The sequence below is a fragment of the Allocoleopsis franciscana PCC 7113 genome (assembly GCF_000317515.1).
Lineage (GTDB): Bacteria > Cyanobacteriota > Cyanobacteriia > Cyanobacteriales > Coleofasciculaceae > Allocoleopsis > Allocoleopsis franciscana.
In genome coordinates, this window is sequence record NC_019738.1 from 4,802,307 (window position 1) to 4,820,062 (window position 17,756).

The 17,756-nt window shown below is 43.9% G+C and carries 16 protein-coding genes and 1 pseudogene; 6 read left to right on the forward strand and 11 right to left on the reverse strand.

What is annotated here, in order from left to right; translation table 11 throughout:
• Positions 1-49: 49 nt before the first annotated feature.
• Positions 50-682, reverse strand: a complete 633-nt coding sequence (gene dhaL, locus MIC7113_RS19805; protein WP_041781052.1) for a dihydroxyacetone kinase subunit DhaL — start codon at positions 680-682, stop codon at positions 50-52.
• 439 nt (positions 683-1,121) lie between these two features.
• Here dhaL and MIC7113_RS19810 point away from each other — a divergent pair, with 439 nt between their 5' ends.
• Both MIC7113_RS19810 and MIC7113_RS19815 read left to right on the forward strand, forming a co-directional pair.
• Complete coding sequence (locus tag MIC7113_RS19810; protein ID WP_015183951.1) at positions 1,122-1,337, forward strand: hypothetical protein; 216 nt, start codon at positions 1,122-1,124, stop codon at positions 1,335-1,337.
• A gap of 371 nt (positions 1,338-1,708) precedes the next feature.
• The gene (locus MIC7113_RS19815; protein WP_015183952.1) at positions 1,709-2,443 is read left to right on the forward strand and encodes a GDSL-type esterase/lipase family protein; all 735 of its coding nucleotides are present in this window, start codon (positions 1,709-1,711) and stop codon (positions 2,441-2,443) included.
• An 81-nt stretch (positions 2,444-2,524) separates the two neighbouring features.
• Here the strand turns inward: MIC7113_RS19815 and fusA are convergent, their stop codons facing one another.
• The 3 genes and pseudogenes from fusA to MIC7113_RS39040 form a co-directional block, all read right to left on the reverse strand.
• Positions 2,525-4,582 (reverse strand): elongation factor G, encoded by a 2,058-nt coding sequence (gene fusA, locus MIC7113_RS19820; protein ID WP_015183953.1) that lies wholly within the window; start codon positions 4,580-4,582, stop codon positions 2,525-2,527.
• A gap of 384 nt (positions 4,583-4,966) precedes the next feature.
• A complete protein-coding gene (locus MIC7113_RS36680; protein WP_155898055.1) occupies positions 4,967-5,107 on the reverse strand; it encodes a hypothetical protein in 141 nt (46 codons plus the stop codon).
• 317 nt (positions 5,108-5,424) lie between these two features.
• Positions 5,425-5,553 (reverse strand): annotated as a pseudogene (locus MIC7113_RS39040) (hydrogenase expression/formation protein HypE); the annotation flags it as partial.
• A gap of 310 nt (positions 5,554-5,863) precedes the next feature.
• Between MIC7113_RS39040 and MIC7113_RS19830 the strand changes: the two are divergent.
• Both MIC7113_RS19830 and MIC7113_RS19835 read left to right on the forward strand, forming a co-directional pair.
• Complete coding sequence (locus MIC7113_RS19830; RefSeq protein WP_015183955.1) at positions 5,864-6,709, forward strand: type IV pilin-like G/H family protein; 846 nt, start codon at positions 5,864-5,866, stop codon at positions 6,707-6,709.
• A 12-nt stretch (positions 6,710-6,721) separates the two neighbouring features.
• A complete protein-coding gene (locus MIC7113_RS19835) occupies positions 6,722-7,834 on the forward strand; it encodes an MFS transporter (RefSeq protein ID WP_015183956.1) in 1,113 nt (370 codons plus the stop codon).
• Positions 7,835-7,874: 40 nt separating this feature from the next.
• On the opposite strand, the gene infC is transcribed toward MIC7113_RS19835, so the two are convergent.
• The 4 genes from infC to MIC7113_RS19850 form a co-directional block, all read right to left on the reverse strand.
• Complete coding sequence (gene infC / locus MIC7113_RS19840) at positions 7,875-8,411, reverse strand: translation initiation factor IF-3 (protein ID WP_015183957.1); 537 nt, start codon at positions 8,409-8,411, stop codon at positions 7,875-7,877.
• Positions 8,412-8,745: 334 nt separating this feature from the next.
• Positions 8,746-9,255, reverse strand: coding sequence for a protein tyrosine phosphatase family protein (locus MIC7113_RS19845; RefSeq protein WP_015183958.1), 510 nt, complete (start codon positions 9,253-9,255; stop codon positions 8,746-8,748).
• Positions 9,256-9,405: 150 nt separating this feature from the next.
• Positions 9,406-9,564, reverse strand: a complete 159-nt coding sequence (locus MIC7113_RS37730) for a hypothetical protein (RefSeq protein WP_015183959.1) — start codon at positions 9,562-9,564, stop codon at positions 9,406-9,408.
• Positions 9,565-9,649: 85 nt separating this feature from the next.
• Positions 9,650-10,153, reverse strand: coding sequence for a hypothetical protein (locus MIC7113_RS19850; RefSeq protein WP_015183960.1), 504 nt, complete (start codon positions 10,151-10,153; stop codon positions 9,650-9,652).
• 275 nt (positions 10,154-10,428) lie between these two features.
• Between MIC7113_RS19850 and MIC7113_RS19855 the strand changes: the two genes are divergently transcribed.
• Entirely contained in the window at positions 10,429-11,334 is a 906-nt protein-coding gene (locus tag MIC7113_RS19855) for a CoB--CoM heterodisulfide reductase iron-sulfur subunit B family protein (protein WP_015183961.1), read from the forward strand.
• Between the two features lie 122 nt (positions 11,335-11,456).
• On the opposite strand, the gene MIC7113_RS19860 is transcribed toward MIC7113_RS19855, so the two are convergent.
• The gene (locus tag MIC7113_RS19860) at positions 11,457-12,242 is read right to left on the reverse strand and encodes an SDR family NAD(P)-dependent oxidoreductase (protein WP_015183962.1); all 786 of its coding nucleotides are present in this window, start codon (positions 12,240-12,242) and stop codon (positions 11,457-11,459) included.
• Between the two features lie 161 nt (positions 12,243-12,403).
• Between MIC7113_RS19860 and hisC the strand changes: the two genes are divergently transcribed.
• Complete coding sequence (hisC, locus tag MIC7113_RS19865; protein ID WP_041781054.1) at positions 12,404-13,453, forward strand: histidinol-phosphate transaminase; 1,050 nt, start codon at positions 12,404-12,406, stop codon at positions 13,451-13,453.
• Between the two features lie 20 nt (positions 13,454-13,473).
• Here the strand turns inward: hisC and MIC7113_RS19870 are convergent, their stop codons facing one another.
• Positions 13,474-14,859 carry an O-antigen ligase family protein gene (locus MIC7113_RS19870; protein WP_015183964.1) on the reverse strand — a complete coding sequence of 462 codons (1,386 nt, stop codon included), beginning with the start codon at positions 14,857-14,859 and terminating at the stop codon, positions 13,474-13,476.
• Between the two features lie 112 nt (positions 14,860-14,971).
• Positions 14,972-16,405 carry a GumC family protein gene (locus tag MIC7113_RS19875; protein WP_015183965.1) on the reverse strand — a complete coding sequence of 478 codons (1,434 nt, stop codon included), beginning with the start codon at positions 16,403-16,405 and terminating at the stop codon, positions 14,972-14,974.
• Between the last annotated feature and the right edge of the window lie 1,351 nt (positions 16,406-17,756).

Below are 17,756 nucleotides of genomic sequence, written 5' to 3' on the forward strand. Positions count from 1 at the left end.
GTTTTCAGGAAGTTTCGACGATTAAGAACGCTTGACAAATGACCAATAACTAATGAGTATTAACAGTGTCCAGCAGTGCTTTGAGAATAAAATAAGTAGAAGTCGCACCAGGGTCTTGATGACCACTGCTTCTTTCTCCTAAATAACTAGCCCGTCCTTTCTTGGCTACGAGGGGAATTGTGCTTTTCATTCCGGCTTCAGCGGCAGATACGGCTTTTTGTAAGGCTTCTGGCGTACTTGCACCTTCTGCGATCGCATCTTTAAACGCATCGACGGCGGGAGCAAGGGTATCCAACATGGTTTTATCCCCCACATGTGCCTTACCCCGTTGCACAACACCATCCACGGTCGCTTGCAGGAACGTTACCATGTCTTCATCGCTGAGCTCCTGCTTGCCCGTAACCATGGTACTCGCCCGCAGGAACAGCGTTCCGTAGAGTGGTCCACTCGCACCACCGACTGTAGAGATCAGGGTCATGCTCACCGCTTTGAGGATATTACCAATATCCTGATCAGCAACACTAGGCAACTGAGCGATCGCCTTTTGAAAACCCCGATTCATATTAATGCCGTGGTCAGCATCTCCGATTGCAGCATCGAGTTGGGTCAGATAATCCTTATTCTGCTCTAGAACTAATGCCACAGCCTGCAACCACTGCAAGATTTGCTCTTTACTCACCATACTTTCACTCAGCGTTTCACGATCTAGACAGGCTTTGCCTATCTTCGCATCTTGAACGCTATGGATTGAGTAGACTTCTAGTAAAAATTCTGATTTAGGCCAAAGAAAGAATGCGGTGGCTTTCATTTAAGCTGCTCAAGCCTCTAAATCCTGCGTGCTGATTCAGCTCTCGACGCCTATATGCTGTACAACGTTGAAATCACCTCTTGTCTAAAGTGATTGAAAACTCACCGCTTCGTTGCTACCCTTAAGTTATCTAACATTTTGTAAAGAAATTACCATCGGAAGTCTCTCACCGGATGAATGTTTGATGAAATTTGCTGATGTGTTTTCAGGGAGTATCTGAGACGGCAGGTTTAGGCGATCGCTCCATGGCGAGATTTTCGCATAAGTCTTGCATTTTGGAGTGATAGCTCACTATGAGTTCTATAGTCGATCGATGACATCTGTAAAACTATTACCCACAGCCCTCTATGAGCTATTTGCTACTGCCAGTGTTTCTGGTCGTCTAACGCAGGCTGACCGTTATGGGCTAATGGCGGCACTCTTGGAAGAGTCGCTTTTAGATGATGAACTCTGCGTGATCAATCGACTCCTTTATGCCGTGCGTAAGGGACGAATTTCTGTAGTTGATGATATTTCTTTTGTGTTGTAGGGATGAACCTATCCGACTGGGAATTTCCAGGGTAATAGACGCTTCCGCTATCATGTTCCCCCTACTCTTTACACAGAACTTTTTCTCCACAACAAAAGGTTGCCGTCTGCCTAGCGCGTAGCGTCGGTTTTAAGCCCCCGAAAATTTTGCTGGTCATTGGAGTTTATGGTGAAACATAGACACCTAGAGGTTTGCCAAAGGATACCACTCCAGACCCAGAGAGAAAAAAAAGAGATATTTTCACAATTGAATTAGAACGGCTAGAGTGATATTTTATATTTATTCCTCGACAGAGATGTTATTACGGGTAATTAGCGATTTATGGATTAGCGGATTCTTGTGTGGATTTTTGACATACTAGCAATAAAACAATGGTTAAAATTGTCATGCTGTTTTCGATACTATTTAATCTCCTAATTTTAGGAGCAGGTAGTATCTTAGTATATTCAAAAGGTGGAATTGATTATCTAATTCGTCAACTTTCTTTCTTGCAAACTCCTGAAATGAGAGCAACGTTTATGTATGATACTCCTTACTACCGGATTAGAAAAAACCACTTCAAGATTTTACCCCAATCAGAAGCAGACATTGTTTTTTTGGGAGATAGCATTACGGATGCCTGTGAATGGCAAGAATTATTTAAAAATGTTCGTATCAAAAATCGAGGAATTTCTGGGGATACAACGAAGGGTATTTTAAATCGAATTCATGAAGTCGTTGAATCCCAGCCTCAAAAAATATTTATTATGATTGGAATCAATGATTTAACTAAAGGAAGTAGCATTGATGAGACATTTAATAATTACCAAGACCTTTTAAATATCCTTCAAAAAGAAAGCCCAAAAACAAAAGTTTTTGTCCAGAGCGTTCTACCTGTAAACAATCAAAAATACCCGAACATAGGAGTCAACAATAATATTATTAATTTAAATAATAGATTGAGAGATTTAGCCCAAAAATTATCGTTCAATTATATTGATTTGTTCTCTGACTTTTTAGATAGTAATAATCAATTAGATGCTCAATACACCACAGATGGTATCCATTTGAATGGGCAAGGTTACTTGCTGTGGAAGGGACTGATTGAACAAGAGGTAATGAATTAAGCGATCGCCTTGAGTAGGAAAAATCGGGTAAGGTTGCAGACGAGATGCCCGACTTCTCCAAGAAGTCGGGCATCTATAAGCTTACCTAACGCCTTTTGCGGTTAGCTGTGCTTGTTGGCTAGATGGAACTGCGCGATAAGTGGCAAACTCCATCGTAAAGTTAGCTTGTCCCGAAGTGAGCGATCGCACCGTCATTGAGTACCCGAACATTTCCTTCAGTGGCACTTCAGCACGAATCACCGCATACCCTTCCATCGTCTGAGAACCCAGCACCAAGCCACGCCGAGAGGATAAATCGCCTTGTATCCGTCCCACATACTCGTTCGGTGTTTCCACGTCCACGAGCATAATCGGTTCCAGGATAATTGGCTTAGCCATTGCAAAGGCTTGCTCGAAGCCATGCTTGGCTGCAACCCGGAATGCCAGTTCCGACGAATCAACTGGGTGGTACGAACCTCCTTCCAGAATCACCTTAACCCCAGTCACCGGGTAACCAATGAGAAGTCCACTGCTGAGCGCATCACGGAACCCCTTCTCACAGGCGGGAATAAATTGGGTGGGAATGGCACCCCCAACCACCCGCTTCTCGAACACAAACGGCTGATCGCACGGTTCAATTCGACCTGTGACATGAGCGAAATCCCCGGAACCTCCTGTCTGCTTCTTGAGCGTATAGTCGAACTTTCCAGCTTGTGAGATGGTTTCGCGGTATGCTACAGCAGGCGCACCCGCATAAACCTCCGCATTGTATTCCCGCTTCATCCGCTCAATATAGATGTCGAGATGCAGTTCACCCATCCCCGAAATCAGGGTTTCGTTGGATTCTGGGTCAACACTCACCCGGAACGTTGGATCTTCACGCATAAAGCGATTCAGCGCTTTCGACATCCGATCCGCATCCTCTTGATGCTTGGGGGTAACACTAAGGGTAATCACGGGTTCTGGTACAAACATTCCTTCTAGGGAGAGGTTTCCTTGCGAACAAAGGGTATCCCCAGAAGCACAGTCCACACCAATCAGTGCCACAATATCACCCACTGTCGCTTCTGCAATCTCTTGTCGGTGGTTAGCGTGCATCCGCACAAATCGCCCAATCCGCAGCCGCCGACCCGTCCGGGTATTGTAGAGGGTATCCCCTTTACGGAGTGTGCCGGAGTAGATGCGAGTGTAGGTTAGCTGTCCGGTTTCCTCATCGGTTAGTTTGAACGTGAGCGCCACAAGTGGGCCATCTGGGTCAGGATAGACATGAACCGACTCATTTGTTTTGGTGTCGATCGCCTTTACCACTTCCCGATCTTCCGGTGATGGCAGGTAGAACGCAACGGCATCCAGCAGGTTTTGCACCCCTTTATTTTTGTAAGCTGAACCCATGAGCACGGGTGTCAATTCCAGAGTTAATGTTGCTTTGCGAATGGTTTCCCAAATCATCTCCTTGGGAACGTCTTCGCCCTCAACCAGCTTCTCCATCATCGGTTCTGAGAACATGGAAAGGCGATCGAGCATTTTCTCCCGCGCCTCTTCTGCCTCACTCCGCAGGTTAGCAGGAATCGGTAGAATCAGGTGTTCTTCGCCTTTTTCTCCAGCAAAATAGCTTGCCGTCATCTCAATTAAATCGATGACGCCCTCAAACTTGTCCTCTATACCGATGGGATACTGAAGGGGTATAGCGTTCAAACTCAGCTTATCTCGAAGCGCTTGCACCACGCGGAAGGGATTGGCACCCACCCGATCCATCTTATTAATGAAGGCAATACGCGGCACCCGGTAGCGCTTCATCTGCCGATCTACTGTAATTGATTGCGACTGAACACCCGCCACCGCACACAGCACCATAATCGCACCATCGAGAACCCGCAAAGCACGCTCAACTTCAATGGTGAAGTCTACGTGTCCGGGAGTGTCGATCAGGTTGATTTGGGTGTCATGCCAGAAGCAAGTGGTGGCAGCAGAGGTAATCGTAATGCCTTTTTCTTGCTCTAACTGCATGAAGTCCATTGTGGCACCAGCACCACCCCCCCGAACTTCTTCAATTTTGTGGATTTTGCCCGTGTAGTAGAGAATCCGCTCGGACAGTGTTGTCTTTCCAGAGTCGATGTGGGCAGAGATTCCAATGTTTCGGATATTAGTTCGGGGAATCATAGGACTGGCTCCTTGTTATGCCAGGGTAATGGATAGATAGTTGCCGTTTGCAGGGCAATATTCTCAATCATACTACAGATATACTACATGCGTTGAGGGTGGGGATGGATGGAGGGATTGTTTAATTCGTATCTTGCACCTAGCTACTCACCCGCCAGGGACGTAAGTCCCTGGCTTATAGATCAAGTCCTAGTCAAGAGGACTAAATACAGAGAGCTTAATACTAATAGGTTTCTCTGTAACAATGCGCTTAATGATTGACCCACCATCTCTTGCGATCGCAAGTATTAGCTGTGCTTTATTGGGCGTGTCTTCATAAAGAATTGGTTTGACTATACAAAAATTTCAGTCCACTAAAGTGGACTTTATGTATTAGCCCAGAACTTAAGTTCCGGGCGGGGTTGGTAGCGAACTTAAGAATGCTGCAAATCGTTCTGTGTTGCTATCCGCTTTGAATAAAGCCGTAGGCGATCGCACATTCTCCCAAACTATCCACAAACTGTTGAGTATGCCGTGGGTAGCCAAAAGCAGAATTACGATACGAGCTTAAATCTAGGCGAATTACAGCCTAACGACTGGTGACAAAATCGCATTAAAGTGAGAATTCAACCACGCATACCAATGTTCTAAACCTTCTCCCATTTTTGCAGAAACTTGGAAAATTTGAACATTAGGATTGACCTGTTTGGCGTATTCCAAGCAACGCTCAACATCAAATTCCACATGTTCTGTCTTAATTTTAGAGACTTCACTGGTTTCCGGATTCGTGATAGATGTAAGCTTCTCACCGTTAAGTTTATAAAATTTAAATCTATACTTTTGTTATTATTTGTTAGCAAATTCTCGGTAATTAAATCGCGCATCGCCTTACCCCCACTGCTATGGGCTAGGGTGATTTCGGTATCGCGGACTTTACCGCGACGGCGTCTTGCTTGTTCGACTTTTTGAAATAGGGGATGTTGGTCGGTCATAGAGTTTAAATCCGTGTTAGACCGTTAGTATAAAGTCCCCTCAGATTAAAGCTGTTGTTTTTAGCTACATCTTTTCTCTCGTTGCCAGAGAGGGGGTTAGGGGGTACGTGCCGAATATCGTCTAGATCAATTCTAGGAATTTCTTCTATTTGGCTTTGCCATCACCCGGTTGCTGCATAAGTTCTCTATCTTGAGAGATATTGAGGGTTAGGAAGGTGTAGATGGAAGGAAAAGCGATCGCACTCCAACTCCCTACTGTTCTACTTTCGATACCTCAGTAGAATATTTTTCGTACATCACGGAGAAGAAAATGCCTGGATTACTCCTTGCTAATATAGCGGCTCCTTTAATTTTATCAACGACTGGTAATGTATTTATTTTTCTCAGCATAATTCCAGTCGAGATGCTAATTTTTTGGGGGTTTTTCAATCTAGTGTTGAAAATTGGAGTTAGTTTTCCTCGATTATTAATTGTTGTGTTAGTTGCCAATATTGCTACTTCAATTTTAGGAATACCTCTCATCTATAACCCACTAATTGCCCCTAGCCCGGTTGTTACTTTTCTGGTTTTACCCATTAGTTTGTTCCTTTCTTTTTTAATTGAGTCAATTATATACACTCCTTTTCTGAAAACGAGGTATAATCTTTCCAAATTAGAACTAATGGTAGCTTCTTTTTGGAGTAACTTAGCTAGTTACACAATATTTCTCTTTGTGCTTCTCCCCGTAACACTCAATTCTAGTTGGTTTTCTACAGCCAATCCTGCACGGGCAAGCTTTGAGCTGAGAATGTCGATACCCACTTATTTGCGAGTGCAACAAGATTTCTATGTGGAAAATGACCGTTTTGCTTCTGCTAAAGACTTAGAATCAATAGGTTTTATACAGATAAAAGAAAATAATTTTCATCGATATGAAACTCAGGGTGACCAAAGAAAAGCGACTATTACAGCCACGGCAAAATCAAATAATCTTAGTAGTTATATCGCCGCCGTATTTGTTGTTAAAAATAAGACTAAAACAGCCGAGCCTCAATTCATTACTGGCGTTTGTAAAACCAATAATCCATCCAGGCAACCTCCTGAGATGCCTCAATTGATTAATGATAATTTGCAATGTCCTCCTAATTCTTCTAAAGAGTTGTTAAATCGCTTCTAAACTCAGCTATAAATGATGAAAAATCAACGATTTGAACGAGATACAACTCAGAGTGACTCTCACTTGAACCCAAAGGTTATCTGTCTTTCTGCGATTTCTCTTGCCGTTATTCTTGGTATCTCTCACGGTGTTGCTGATGCCGCCGCCGGGTTTTTACTGGGTAGTTTACCGCGCACCATGTCTTTAGAGCAGGCAAGCTGGCTAATTATCCTCTATAACATCCTGGGTTTTGGTTATCAGCCTTTGGCAGGGATATTGACAGATCACCTAAAACGCCCTCGCGAATCGGTATTGCTAGGATTGTTCTTGTTATTGTTGGCGTTAGTTGTAGCGGGTTGGCAATCGCAGCTAGCTGTCGTGTTGGCAGGAATGGGTTCTGCTGCCTTTCATGTCGGTGGAGGGAGTTTGGCATTATCTGCCACTCCTAATCGTACTACTGGCCCTGGATTTTTTGCGGCACCGGGGGCAGTCGGGTTGGCTGTGGGCGGCGTTTTGGGATTGACGGGTTACTCCGTTACGGTGCCATTAGTACTGCTGCTTGGGGTAATGATCGGTGTCATTGCCTTAATTAACTTGCCGAGATCTCCTCACTCCAATCCCAAATTCCAAATCCCAAATTCCAAATCCGATGACTGGGTGATGCTGGTGCTGCTTGTTGCGATCGCACTCATCTCCACGGTCTGGACTAGCTTCCAGTTTGTACTACAAACTCATCTACACTTTATTCTCGCCTTAGCGGTTGCGGCAGCCATTGCCAAAGTCTTTGGTGCGATTCTTGCACAGCGATGGGGATGGCGGCGCTGGATAGCAGGGACTTTCACTGTTGCCACACTTCTACTTTTATTGGGCGGACAAAATCCCTTGACTCTGCTGTTGAGTTTGGCGCTACTTCAGTCCAGCATTCCTATCACTCTAGCTGCAACCGCACAGATGATGCCTCAACAACCCGCTACCGCTGCCGGATTGGCTCTGGGACTGGCTATCATTATTGGTGGTATTCCAGTTATTGGGGGTTGGAGTACTCTTGTAGGGACTCCAACTCTCTCCGCTTTGGTTGTAACCGTAACGGCTGTGTCATTGCATTGGGTGTTCAAATCAATTACCTTGAACACCCCATCTTGGTAGGGTGCATTACCGAAGTAACACACCCCATCCCTGACTGCATTTACTTCTTCTTCTTCGAGGTTTTCGGAGAAAGAAGCATCGTCATTCTGTTCCCTTCTCGTTTAGGGGGTTGCTCAAGATCGGCGACTTCCTGTAAATCTACAGACATCTGCTTGAGCCGCACCTCAGCTAAGTCAATGTGTTGAATTTCCCGTCCTTTAAGTAGAATGGTGGTCTTGACTTTATCTCCGCCTTTGAGAAAACGTTCAGATTGAGCGACACGCACTTGGTAGTCGTGTTCTGCGATGTTATAACTCATCTTCACTTCTTTGAGAACCGTGGGTCGCGCTTTGCCGATTTTTTTGGACTGCTGATATTTCCACTTGTCATAGTCCATCACTCGGCAAACAGGTAACTCTTTGTTGTCACCCACGAGCACGAGATCCATTTCTTTATCTTGTGCGATCTGCAAGGCATCCCTAGACGACATAATCCCCAGTTGAGTCCCGTCAGTATCGATCACTCGAATTTGAGGAAAACGGATTTGTTCGTTGATCAGGGGTAGGTTACGATTGGCTGTTTTTTGTTCGACAGGCATGAATGACTGCAAGAACTTAAGTATAGGATCTGAGGAATTGAGCAAGTTCTAAGCGGCTTGGCATTTAACTGGCCTACTTGAGAATCCGAAACGCTTTGCTAGTTGAGCTGTACTGACTTTAAGTCGCCAAATTAAAGGTTGAGCAGCTTATGACTAAATTATTGCCTAATTTTATTATATTTTCCCATTCTCCTGTGCCCACATCATACATTTTTTAATCAATTGTGAGGCTGCACCTGACCGGGTAATCCTGGGAATGCCTGATTAGAGCGCTGTTTGAGCTGTCCGAGTCTAAAAGGGCGATCGCATAACCAGACAACCTACGCTCCAATCCTTAATCATAAGAGGTAAAGTATGCAGCGCCTACCTCTTGATGTAGGGAGAGGTGCTGGTAATGCTTGAGCGCCTGCTGGATAAACGCCTGCCAGGTATCATTGGGAGACCAAATTTTCTCTAAATCGCTTTTGGCTTGTTCGTCACTCATCCCTTGGTGAATTAGGCGATAAAGATACATGAACGCCGAGACTCTCATATTAGCCGCACAGTGGACGAACACAGGTTGAGTTGCGCTCGCTTCCATGACGCTAAAAAAACAGGCAACGTCCTCAAGAGTTGGGTTTTCCCAATCCACAGGGATAGATGCATACTGCATTCCCAGAGATTCAACAATTGCTTGCTCGTTAGGTATTGCCCTAGGAGAGTCTGAACGTGCAAGATTAACAACCACTTGGTAACCAGCTTCTTTAATGAGCGAGAGTTGCGCTTCAGTCGGTTGCCCGCCTGTTGCTACAGAGTCTGATAGTTTCAGATAGTTGTAAATCTCTTCAATTTGATTGGTCTTCACTTGTATCTTTAATCTAAGTTTTTTGCTTTGCTAAAAGATAGTTACCGTCCCGTCTTGGAACTGGAAGACTATCGGGTAACTTATACAGTTTATCCATGGGCTAAATTCCCTATTTCCAAATGAGTTAGCGAGTTGGCATGGAAATTTTAGTCAGTGTAGAGAGACGACCATACTTGTAATAGGCTGCACAAGCCCCTTCGGACGAAATCCTACCCCCTGAACAGTGCCACGGACTCGGATTTCTTCAACCACAAAATGGGGAGATGAGGAGATGGGAAGAGAGGGGAATGGAGGGATGTCTTGTGTCATAGTCCCTATTCCAGAAAAGTGAGCAATAATCAGATTGTGTTAGTACTACAATTGGGGGAAAGCCGCCATGAGTTTGATCGGTTATCTATGAGTTGAATTGAGCTTTCAAAACAGCATATTGCTCGTTAAAAAAAGCGGCGATTTGTTTAATATGCGATCGCACAGTGTGAAGTGTTTCCTGAGTCAGAGTCACTTGCAACACGGAGCCATCACTGCGTAGAGGATACCGTAACGACACTGAATCGGGGTCAAGGTTCTGGAAGTAAGTAATTGCCAGCGCCACATGCTCCGGAGCTTGTTTGCAATTTCCCAACTGTTCAGCTAACTGTTGAAAACCCCTAAACAGAGTGTTTAAAGAATGCTTTTTTTGATAGTTTTGAGCAAACTCTGCAAAAGGGAGTTGAAGGATTTCTAGGAAAATTAGAATGTGTCGCTTTAAGAGCAATTCTATGCACTGACGATAAAGAAATGTTGCAGGAAGCACTACGGCCTCAGCCTTATCTGAAGATAATAGTAAATCCCCGGCTGTTTTATATTGCACAATTAACGGCGTCCATGTGTCTGCCAGACGAGCTAGACTACTGTTCATAATCTAATAATAATGCGGTATTCGTTTTGATATCTAAAGATAGTGATCCAGCCTGAAACTTATAGAGCTTTGTTATAATAAAACTTTACACAAATAACCGGCTCTAAATTAATTGGAGTGTTCTGAGATTGAGGTATACATCCAGATTCATGGCTTTTAACAGGTCATGAAGGTCTAGAGTTTAAAAAAACAGGTGTTATCGGGCAGTGAGCCGCCCATATCCCTGAAGATCGAAGAATTACCTGAGATTAACAAAGCCTAATACATCAATTGCTATGGCATCTAGCACGCTCAAATACGCTTACTTTCCCGGATGTGTGGCTCAAGGAGCCTGTCGGGAGCTTTATATCTCTACCTCCGTACTCACCCAGGCACTCGGCATTGAACTGATTGAACTGAAAAAAGCGTCCTGTTGTGGTTCTGGCACCTTCAAAGAAGATTCTCAGTTACTCGAAGACACCGTTAATGCCCGTAACATTGCCCTAGCCGAGGAACTGAATCTGCCGCTTCTCACCCATTGCAGCACTTGTCAGGGGGTGATTGGTCATGTGGATGAGCGGTTAAAGGAATTCCAAGAGACAGACCCAGGTTATATTGACGAGGTTAATGGATTTCTCAAAAAAGAGGGCTGTTCTCCTTACAAAGGAAGTAGTGAAGTCAAGCATTTGCTGTGGGCGTTAGTGGGGGATTACGGACTCGAAGCCCTGCAAGAACGGGTTACCCGTAAGCTGAGTGGGCTAAAGTGTGCCGCATTTTATGGCTGTTATTTGTTGAGGGGACAAACGACGATTCCCTTTGATGATCCCTTTAACCCAGAGTCGATGGAGAATCTATTTCGGGCGGTGGGAGCAACTCCCGTTTATTATCGAGGTCGAACTCAGTGTTGTGGTTGGCCTATTTCGAGCTATGCCACCAAGCAAGCCTTTAAGATGGCAGGGACGCATATTCAGGAAGCGATGGAGGCGGGTGCCGATTGCATGGTGACTCCCTGTCCCTTGTGTCACCTTAACCTGGATTCCCGTCAACCAGAAGTCGAAAGTGCGATCGGGCAAAAACTGGGGTTGCCAGTGCTGCACTTACCTCAGTTGGTAGCTTTAGCGCTGGGTATTAGTCCAAAACAGTTGGGTTTAAGCAAACATATTGTTTCCACACAACCCCTTTTGGAAAAATTAGGGTTTTAAGCTAATCAACCAAAAGAGTCCTGAGTGGCGAGGAATTCTTCCTTAGCGACTCAGGACTGAAAACGTTGGGTTCATGTCACATCTTCCTAAGCCGTTGTCTTAATATTTTTGGGCAAGGCATGTCACCGACTGGGACGAAACTGCTGTTCTACAAACTTCAAGAGCATATCTCTGGGAAAAAATCGTGGCAGATTAACGATTATTTTCTTCCTTAATCCACCCGTAACGACGTTGGACGTATCTACTTGCAACGCTTTGAGCGTTTCTTGCACCACGTCTTCAGCGGAAGCGGAATGCTGATTTTGTGAAGTGGCACTAGAGAGTTGAGCGAATCCAGCCCGATCAAAAAAGTCAGTCTTCGTGGGGCCTGGGCAAACAGCCATAATTTTTACGCCTTTTTCCCGATTCTCAGCCCAGAGGGCTTCGCTGAAACTTAAGACAAACGCTTTTGTGGCGGCGTATACAGACATGTAAGGCAGGGGTTGAAAACCTGCGATCGAAGAGATATTGATGATAGTGCCACGTCGCTGCTGTATCTGTGGTAAAAATTGATAAGTCAGCTCTACTAAGGCTGAGATGTTGACTTGTATCATCTCTAGTTGCGTAGCGAGTGAACTTTCGCTAAAAAGGCCATAGTCACCAAAGCCCGCATTGTTGATCAGTAAGTCGATGGCTAAATTTTTTTCACTGACGGCTTCAAATACACGGGTGGCAGCGCCCGGTATAGCAAGGTCTTGCACCCAGACTTCTACCTGAATCGGGTACTGCTCCTGCAATTGTTGAGCGAGGGAGTCTAGTTTGTCCTGGGAACGAGCCACCAAGACCAAATTCGTTTGGCTTGCCGCCAGTGCTTTGGCGAAGGCGGCACCAATACCTGAGGAAGCACCAGTAATCAGAGCAGTAGCCATTAATGTAACGGTTATTCCTTTAAGTTAACTAATCTTAACAATATCGAGACAAAGGTGGTGACTTTAGAAAAAATAGTCCATTATGGAGTTGACATCCATAGATGGAAAAATGTAAACTGCGCTACCAATTTGTAACCACCGCTCAGTCAACTTGTCGTTTCATGACTTTCTTTAGACCCAATATCAACGCCATGTCCGGTTATGTGCCTGGTGAGCAGCCGCTACCAGGCACTCAAGTGATTAAGTTGAACACCAATGAAAATCCCTATCCTCCATCACCTGCGGCGTTGCAGGTACTACGGGAACTAGAGGGAGAGCTTTTGCGCCGCTATCCCGATCCCATGGCGGGTGCTTTCCGTGAAGCGGCAAGTCAGGTGTTGGGAGTACCTGCGGACTGGATTTTGGTGGGCAACGGTAGCGATGATCTCTTAACCATGATTATCCGTGCCTGTTCGGAGCCAGGGCAACGGGTTGTCTATCCCATGCCGACTTATGTACTATACCGCACTCTGACGCAGATCCAGGGAGCCGAATTTGTGGAAGTTCCCTATCAGGAGAACTACACTTTACCCGTTGAATCGTTAATTGAAGCTCAAGGTGCTGTCACCTTTGTTGCCTCTCCTAATAGCCCTTCGGGTACGGTGGCATCGGTAGAGCAGTTGGAGAAACTGGCGGCGCATTTATCGGGGGTGCTGGTGATTGATGAGGCGTATGTCGATTTTGCGGAAACAAATGCCTTAGAAGTCGTGAAGAAGTACGACAACGTAATTATCTTGAGAACACTGTCGAAGGGGTATTCATTAGCTGGATTGAGATTGGGCTTTGGTGTGGCTAACCCGGCACTGCTGGAAGGGTTGATTAAAGTCAAAGATAGTTATAACGTGGATGCGGTGGCTTGTGCAGTGGGTGCAGCTGCGATCGCAGATCAAGACCACAAAAATACCAATGCGAATATGATTAAGGTCTCGCGTGCCCAGATGGCAGATGACCTCCAGAAATTGGGGTTTCATGTCTTGCCGTCACAAGCTAATTTTTTATTAGCGCAGTTCCCTGAGGGTAATGCAGAATTTCTGTATAAAAGCCTGAAGGAAAGGGGAATCTTAGTTCGATATTTCAATCAGCCCCAGCTAATGGATAAGTTACGGATTACGGTTGGGACGCCGGAGCAGAATGATGCTCTTATTAAGGGATTGGGGGAAGTGCTGACCTGAGATAGGTAAAGAGTAGCAAATCAGGATTTCTCGTAGGATTTATCATCTAAAACATTAGAAAGGGTATGCATTGAGGATTTCACTTGTTCAGTAGTTATGAATAAATCGCGGAACTTCACTGTTTTCTTAAATCCAAGACCCATGATTACTAATCCAGGCCAAAATAGATAACTCAAAGTGTCTATATTTTCCGCAAAAGTAAAGAGAAATAAAACCAACACTACATCTAAACCAGCCTTGGCAGTTCTGCTCTTTTGCGCCTTGATTAGTAGCTCTATGAAGCTCCATAAGAATGGAATCGCAAAAGCAATAAAGCCTACCAATCCCCTCATATATAGAAGACCAGCCCAAGTGTGGTGAGAGCCAATAGGCATATTTTCCACAACTTTGGGACCTGGATCAAGTTCACCATGTCCCCAAATGGGGGCTTCCATCTTCCAACGATATATAGCGATTTCTTTTAAATTACTTCTCACTTTTGTAGAGCTTGCTCTAGCACCATTAAAAGCTGCCTTGAAAGTTTCAATTCCATCAATAATCCAGGGGGAAAAAAGGCCTCCAAATAAACTTAATATTCCTGCTAATATATGTGTAATGGGTCGCATAAAATTTGTTAAAAAAGAACTGAGTAAAAAAACAATAGGCAAACATATGACCCCCAGCCGTGACTGTGTTACCAAGCACATAGCTATAGAACCAATCATGCCTATCCAACGCCACTTTCTATCAGATTCTTGACAGGCAATAAAGAAATAGACGCAAGCGACTAAAGCTAAAGCTGGAGCCCAAGGTGTAAACAACTGCAAACGGATTGCCTTAGTATCAGAATCAATATTGTATAGAGCGACAGCATAGAATATTTCTCCACCACGTCCAATAATTCGCAGAGGAGAATAGTATAAATATTCAGGCATACGGACTATACCTGCAAAATAGCCAATTGGGATGAAAATTAAACTCTGAAGGCAGACAATACAGACTGCCCTATAAATTAATTTTGGTCGAATATTTAGGCAACCAATCAGAGGGAATAATGCCATCATGGCTGTTTGCCTTGCCCATTGAAATACGGTGCCGTTAATAATTTGCCCCCATCCCATATCAAAGTCTGAATAACTTTGAATTAGACCAACTTCCAAAATTAACATCCCAATGATCCATAACCAAACTCCAAAGGGAATGGTAATTTTTTCTGCGTCCGGAGTTTTTTCTGTTTGGCTCCAACATTTAAACCCCAGATAGAAAGTCAAAACCCAAGCCATTGCAGGTATTATGATAAACTGACCTCCAATGAAATACAGCCCGTATGTTCCGATTAGTAAATACCAAACTACTTTTTCAGCAAAGTTCTGAGGCTTCATTAAGATACCAAATTCTTTTTTATTTATATTTACATTTTGTTTCATCGAAATTTAAACAAATAAAGCTAATTACCTAGCTATAGCAATGCAATTAATTTTTTTAATTCTCCTGGTTTTACTAAGTATTGAATGAGATTAAAATAGTCAAAGTATTAAATCATTTAAAATTACTATTTTTTTCAAATTTATGCATCACGATTGACATCATTCTATGACGCAGTCCGAGTAGTATAAGTGCATTTATACAGAAGAAGGAGCTGGCAGCTGCACCTATCAAAATCAATTTCTTTTTGGGGGCTTTAGGAACATCAGGCAAGCTAGGTGGTGTGAGAAGTTGAACCTCTGGATAAGAGCCGAAAAGATTTGATTTGTTAGCATCTAAACTAGCAACAGTGGATGAAAATACCGTTTCAGAAATTTGCATATTTCGTTTAAGAGAGTCTAAAGTAGACCCGTACTCTGTCAGCTTCTTAAGCCTTGCCTCAAGCAGAGAAATTTGTCGGTCTAGTTCTTGTGCATTAGCTTGGAGTCCTTGCTGTTCGACTTGGGCTGTAATCAGTTCTTTAAAAAGAATTTCCCGAGTGGAGGCGCTTTGACTGGTGTCGCCGATATTAAGTTGCTCCAGATTTGCCAAGTCAAGGGGATACCCTAACAGGGACTGGCTGCGAGCTAACAGAGCAGCTTTAGCTGAGTTCTGTAGGCTTTTTTGCTGTACAACAGATGGATGATATGCTAAGAATTTAGTGTTTAAAACGCCTAACTTAGCAGTAGCTTCAACGTAATCTTTTAGATATTGCTGAAATAGCTGGTCTGCCTTGAGGATTAAGGCATCTGCTACTTGCGGAGCATTAACATTTAAATTGCTTCCTAGCTCCTTACGTCGAGCATTGCTTTGCTGTTGTTGAGCTACAAGTTCAGCTCTTTTTTTCCTTAAATCTTCAATCTGGGATGAGAGTTGCTCAATTTGAGTATTGGATGCCAAACCCGAACGAACTTGGTAATCAGAAAGAGCTTGCTGAGAAACTTCTAGCTTTTTGCGTGCCTCTTTCAATGCCTCTTGAACACCTGCCTCTCGTTGAGCAGCTTCTTGAGTTCTCAGTTCCTTGAGTCTTGCTTTAAAGACGTTGTAAAGTACAAGGGATTTTTCCTGAGCTTCCTCTGGGGTATCTCCCCTGGATTCCAATGTCATCAGTGTAGTATTAGTTACTATAGCGACCTTGGGCTTACCGAACTTTTCTTTAGACATATTTAGTTGCTTAGCAGCTGCCTGTAAAACAGGCTCACTTGTGATCAGAAATTTATAGGTTTCTCTTGGGTCTTGAGACTGATTAGCATAAGGGGACGTTGCCTGAGAAGAAGCGCCTCCTAAGCTAGGGAGGTTGACGTTGGTAGAAGATACGTTTCCTGGTAAAGTAAGAGTCCAGTCGCTCGTGTAAGTTCGTGGCGTAACCTTCATCAAGAATAAAGCTGAACTCCAGATGGCACCATTGATAACCATGCCCAAAAACAAGTAGGGCATCCAGCGTCTTTGGGTCTTGAGCAACTTTTCAGAAGAGCTATAGGCTGTCGGAAACTCAGTTAAATCCTTCATTATTGCTAAAAATTAAGCTTTATTTTTGGTGAAAAAGTGTGTGGGAGGTACATATCGATTTTGTAAATGCATTCCCTGAAGTAATGGTTAAATCAGCTGTATAGGCTTGATTGAACAGTATACGTGCAACTTTAGGATGCACCTGCGTGAGAATCATTAATGAAGCGAAATACACTTAAAATATTAGCAACAACTGCTTCGTCGTAAACGTCTCTCTTCTCTGGTACGAAACAGAGTTGGTTTTGTCATAAGTACTATTACTTAGATAATCTCTTACAGGATTGTTTGAAGGAGCGGTCTCTGCTGCTCGTACCAACAAATTACAACCAAGTCGGTTTGGTGTTAAGCATTGGTGGTCTGTGTTCAACTCAGACTTTGTTTCCATTCAGACTTTAGTGATAATCACAGGAAATCAACGGAATTCAGAAGTGAGTTTTTTAGGTTGAGAATTAGCGCCAACAGGAGGTTAACTGAATCAACGGAATTGAAAACGTTGAAGACGGACATTGATAAAGAAAACAACGGACTCGCTACCAGCGAGAGGTAGCTACTGCTCAGAGAGATTACACCACTAATCTTGCCACATCCAGAACAGATCTACCACAGAGTCTGTCTACAACAAGTAGTCGTAGGAGGCAGTACCATGAACCTAAACGGCTTTGTCGGCGCATTGGTGGGCTGTGCCATCATAAATTCAGCTAGTGCAGCGCGGCAGAAATAACCCACCAGTCCAAAAAGGTGTAAAAAGCTTAGTATACAAGCGTCCTTACCTTCTGCCTTCTGCCTTCTTTCTACTCCTACGGAGAACGCTACGCGAACTGCCTTCTTGCACTAGTCTACCCTTGAATAGTGCAGGCTCCTAGTTTAGCAACCTTCTTTTATTACTCCCTTCAAAGAATATTTATAAGGTGTTAGATTTTGCGTGGGTAAAGCCTGCATGGTAAAACACTTAGGTTAAAACGCCAAGGTCTTTTGGGCGAAGGCTTTACCTATATTAGTTTAATCTCTTCTTTTAAAAGCGATAATTGAAGCGATCGCATATACCAACAGGTTTTGATCACGCTGCCAATCGTCTCTCACCCGAACTTCAGCTCGGAGTAGCTACCACTATTTATAAATTTTTGGTAAAGATAATGATACTTATAAGCTCGCTCGCGATTATCTGCTAATATGTCTTTGGGTAGTACCTGATTCTCAGTTAATCTGATAATGACGAAGCAGTGAAGGGAAAAGTTTCAGGGTGATCTAAGGATTGAACACAACACAGGCTTCGTTCTTCTTCTGAGAAGTCAAGGAACAAAAAAATTTTATTGAGGTTGGACTATTACTGAGATAACGCTGGTTTACTGAC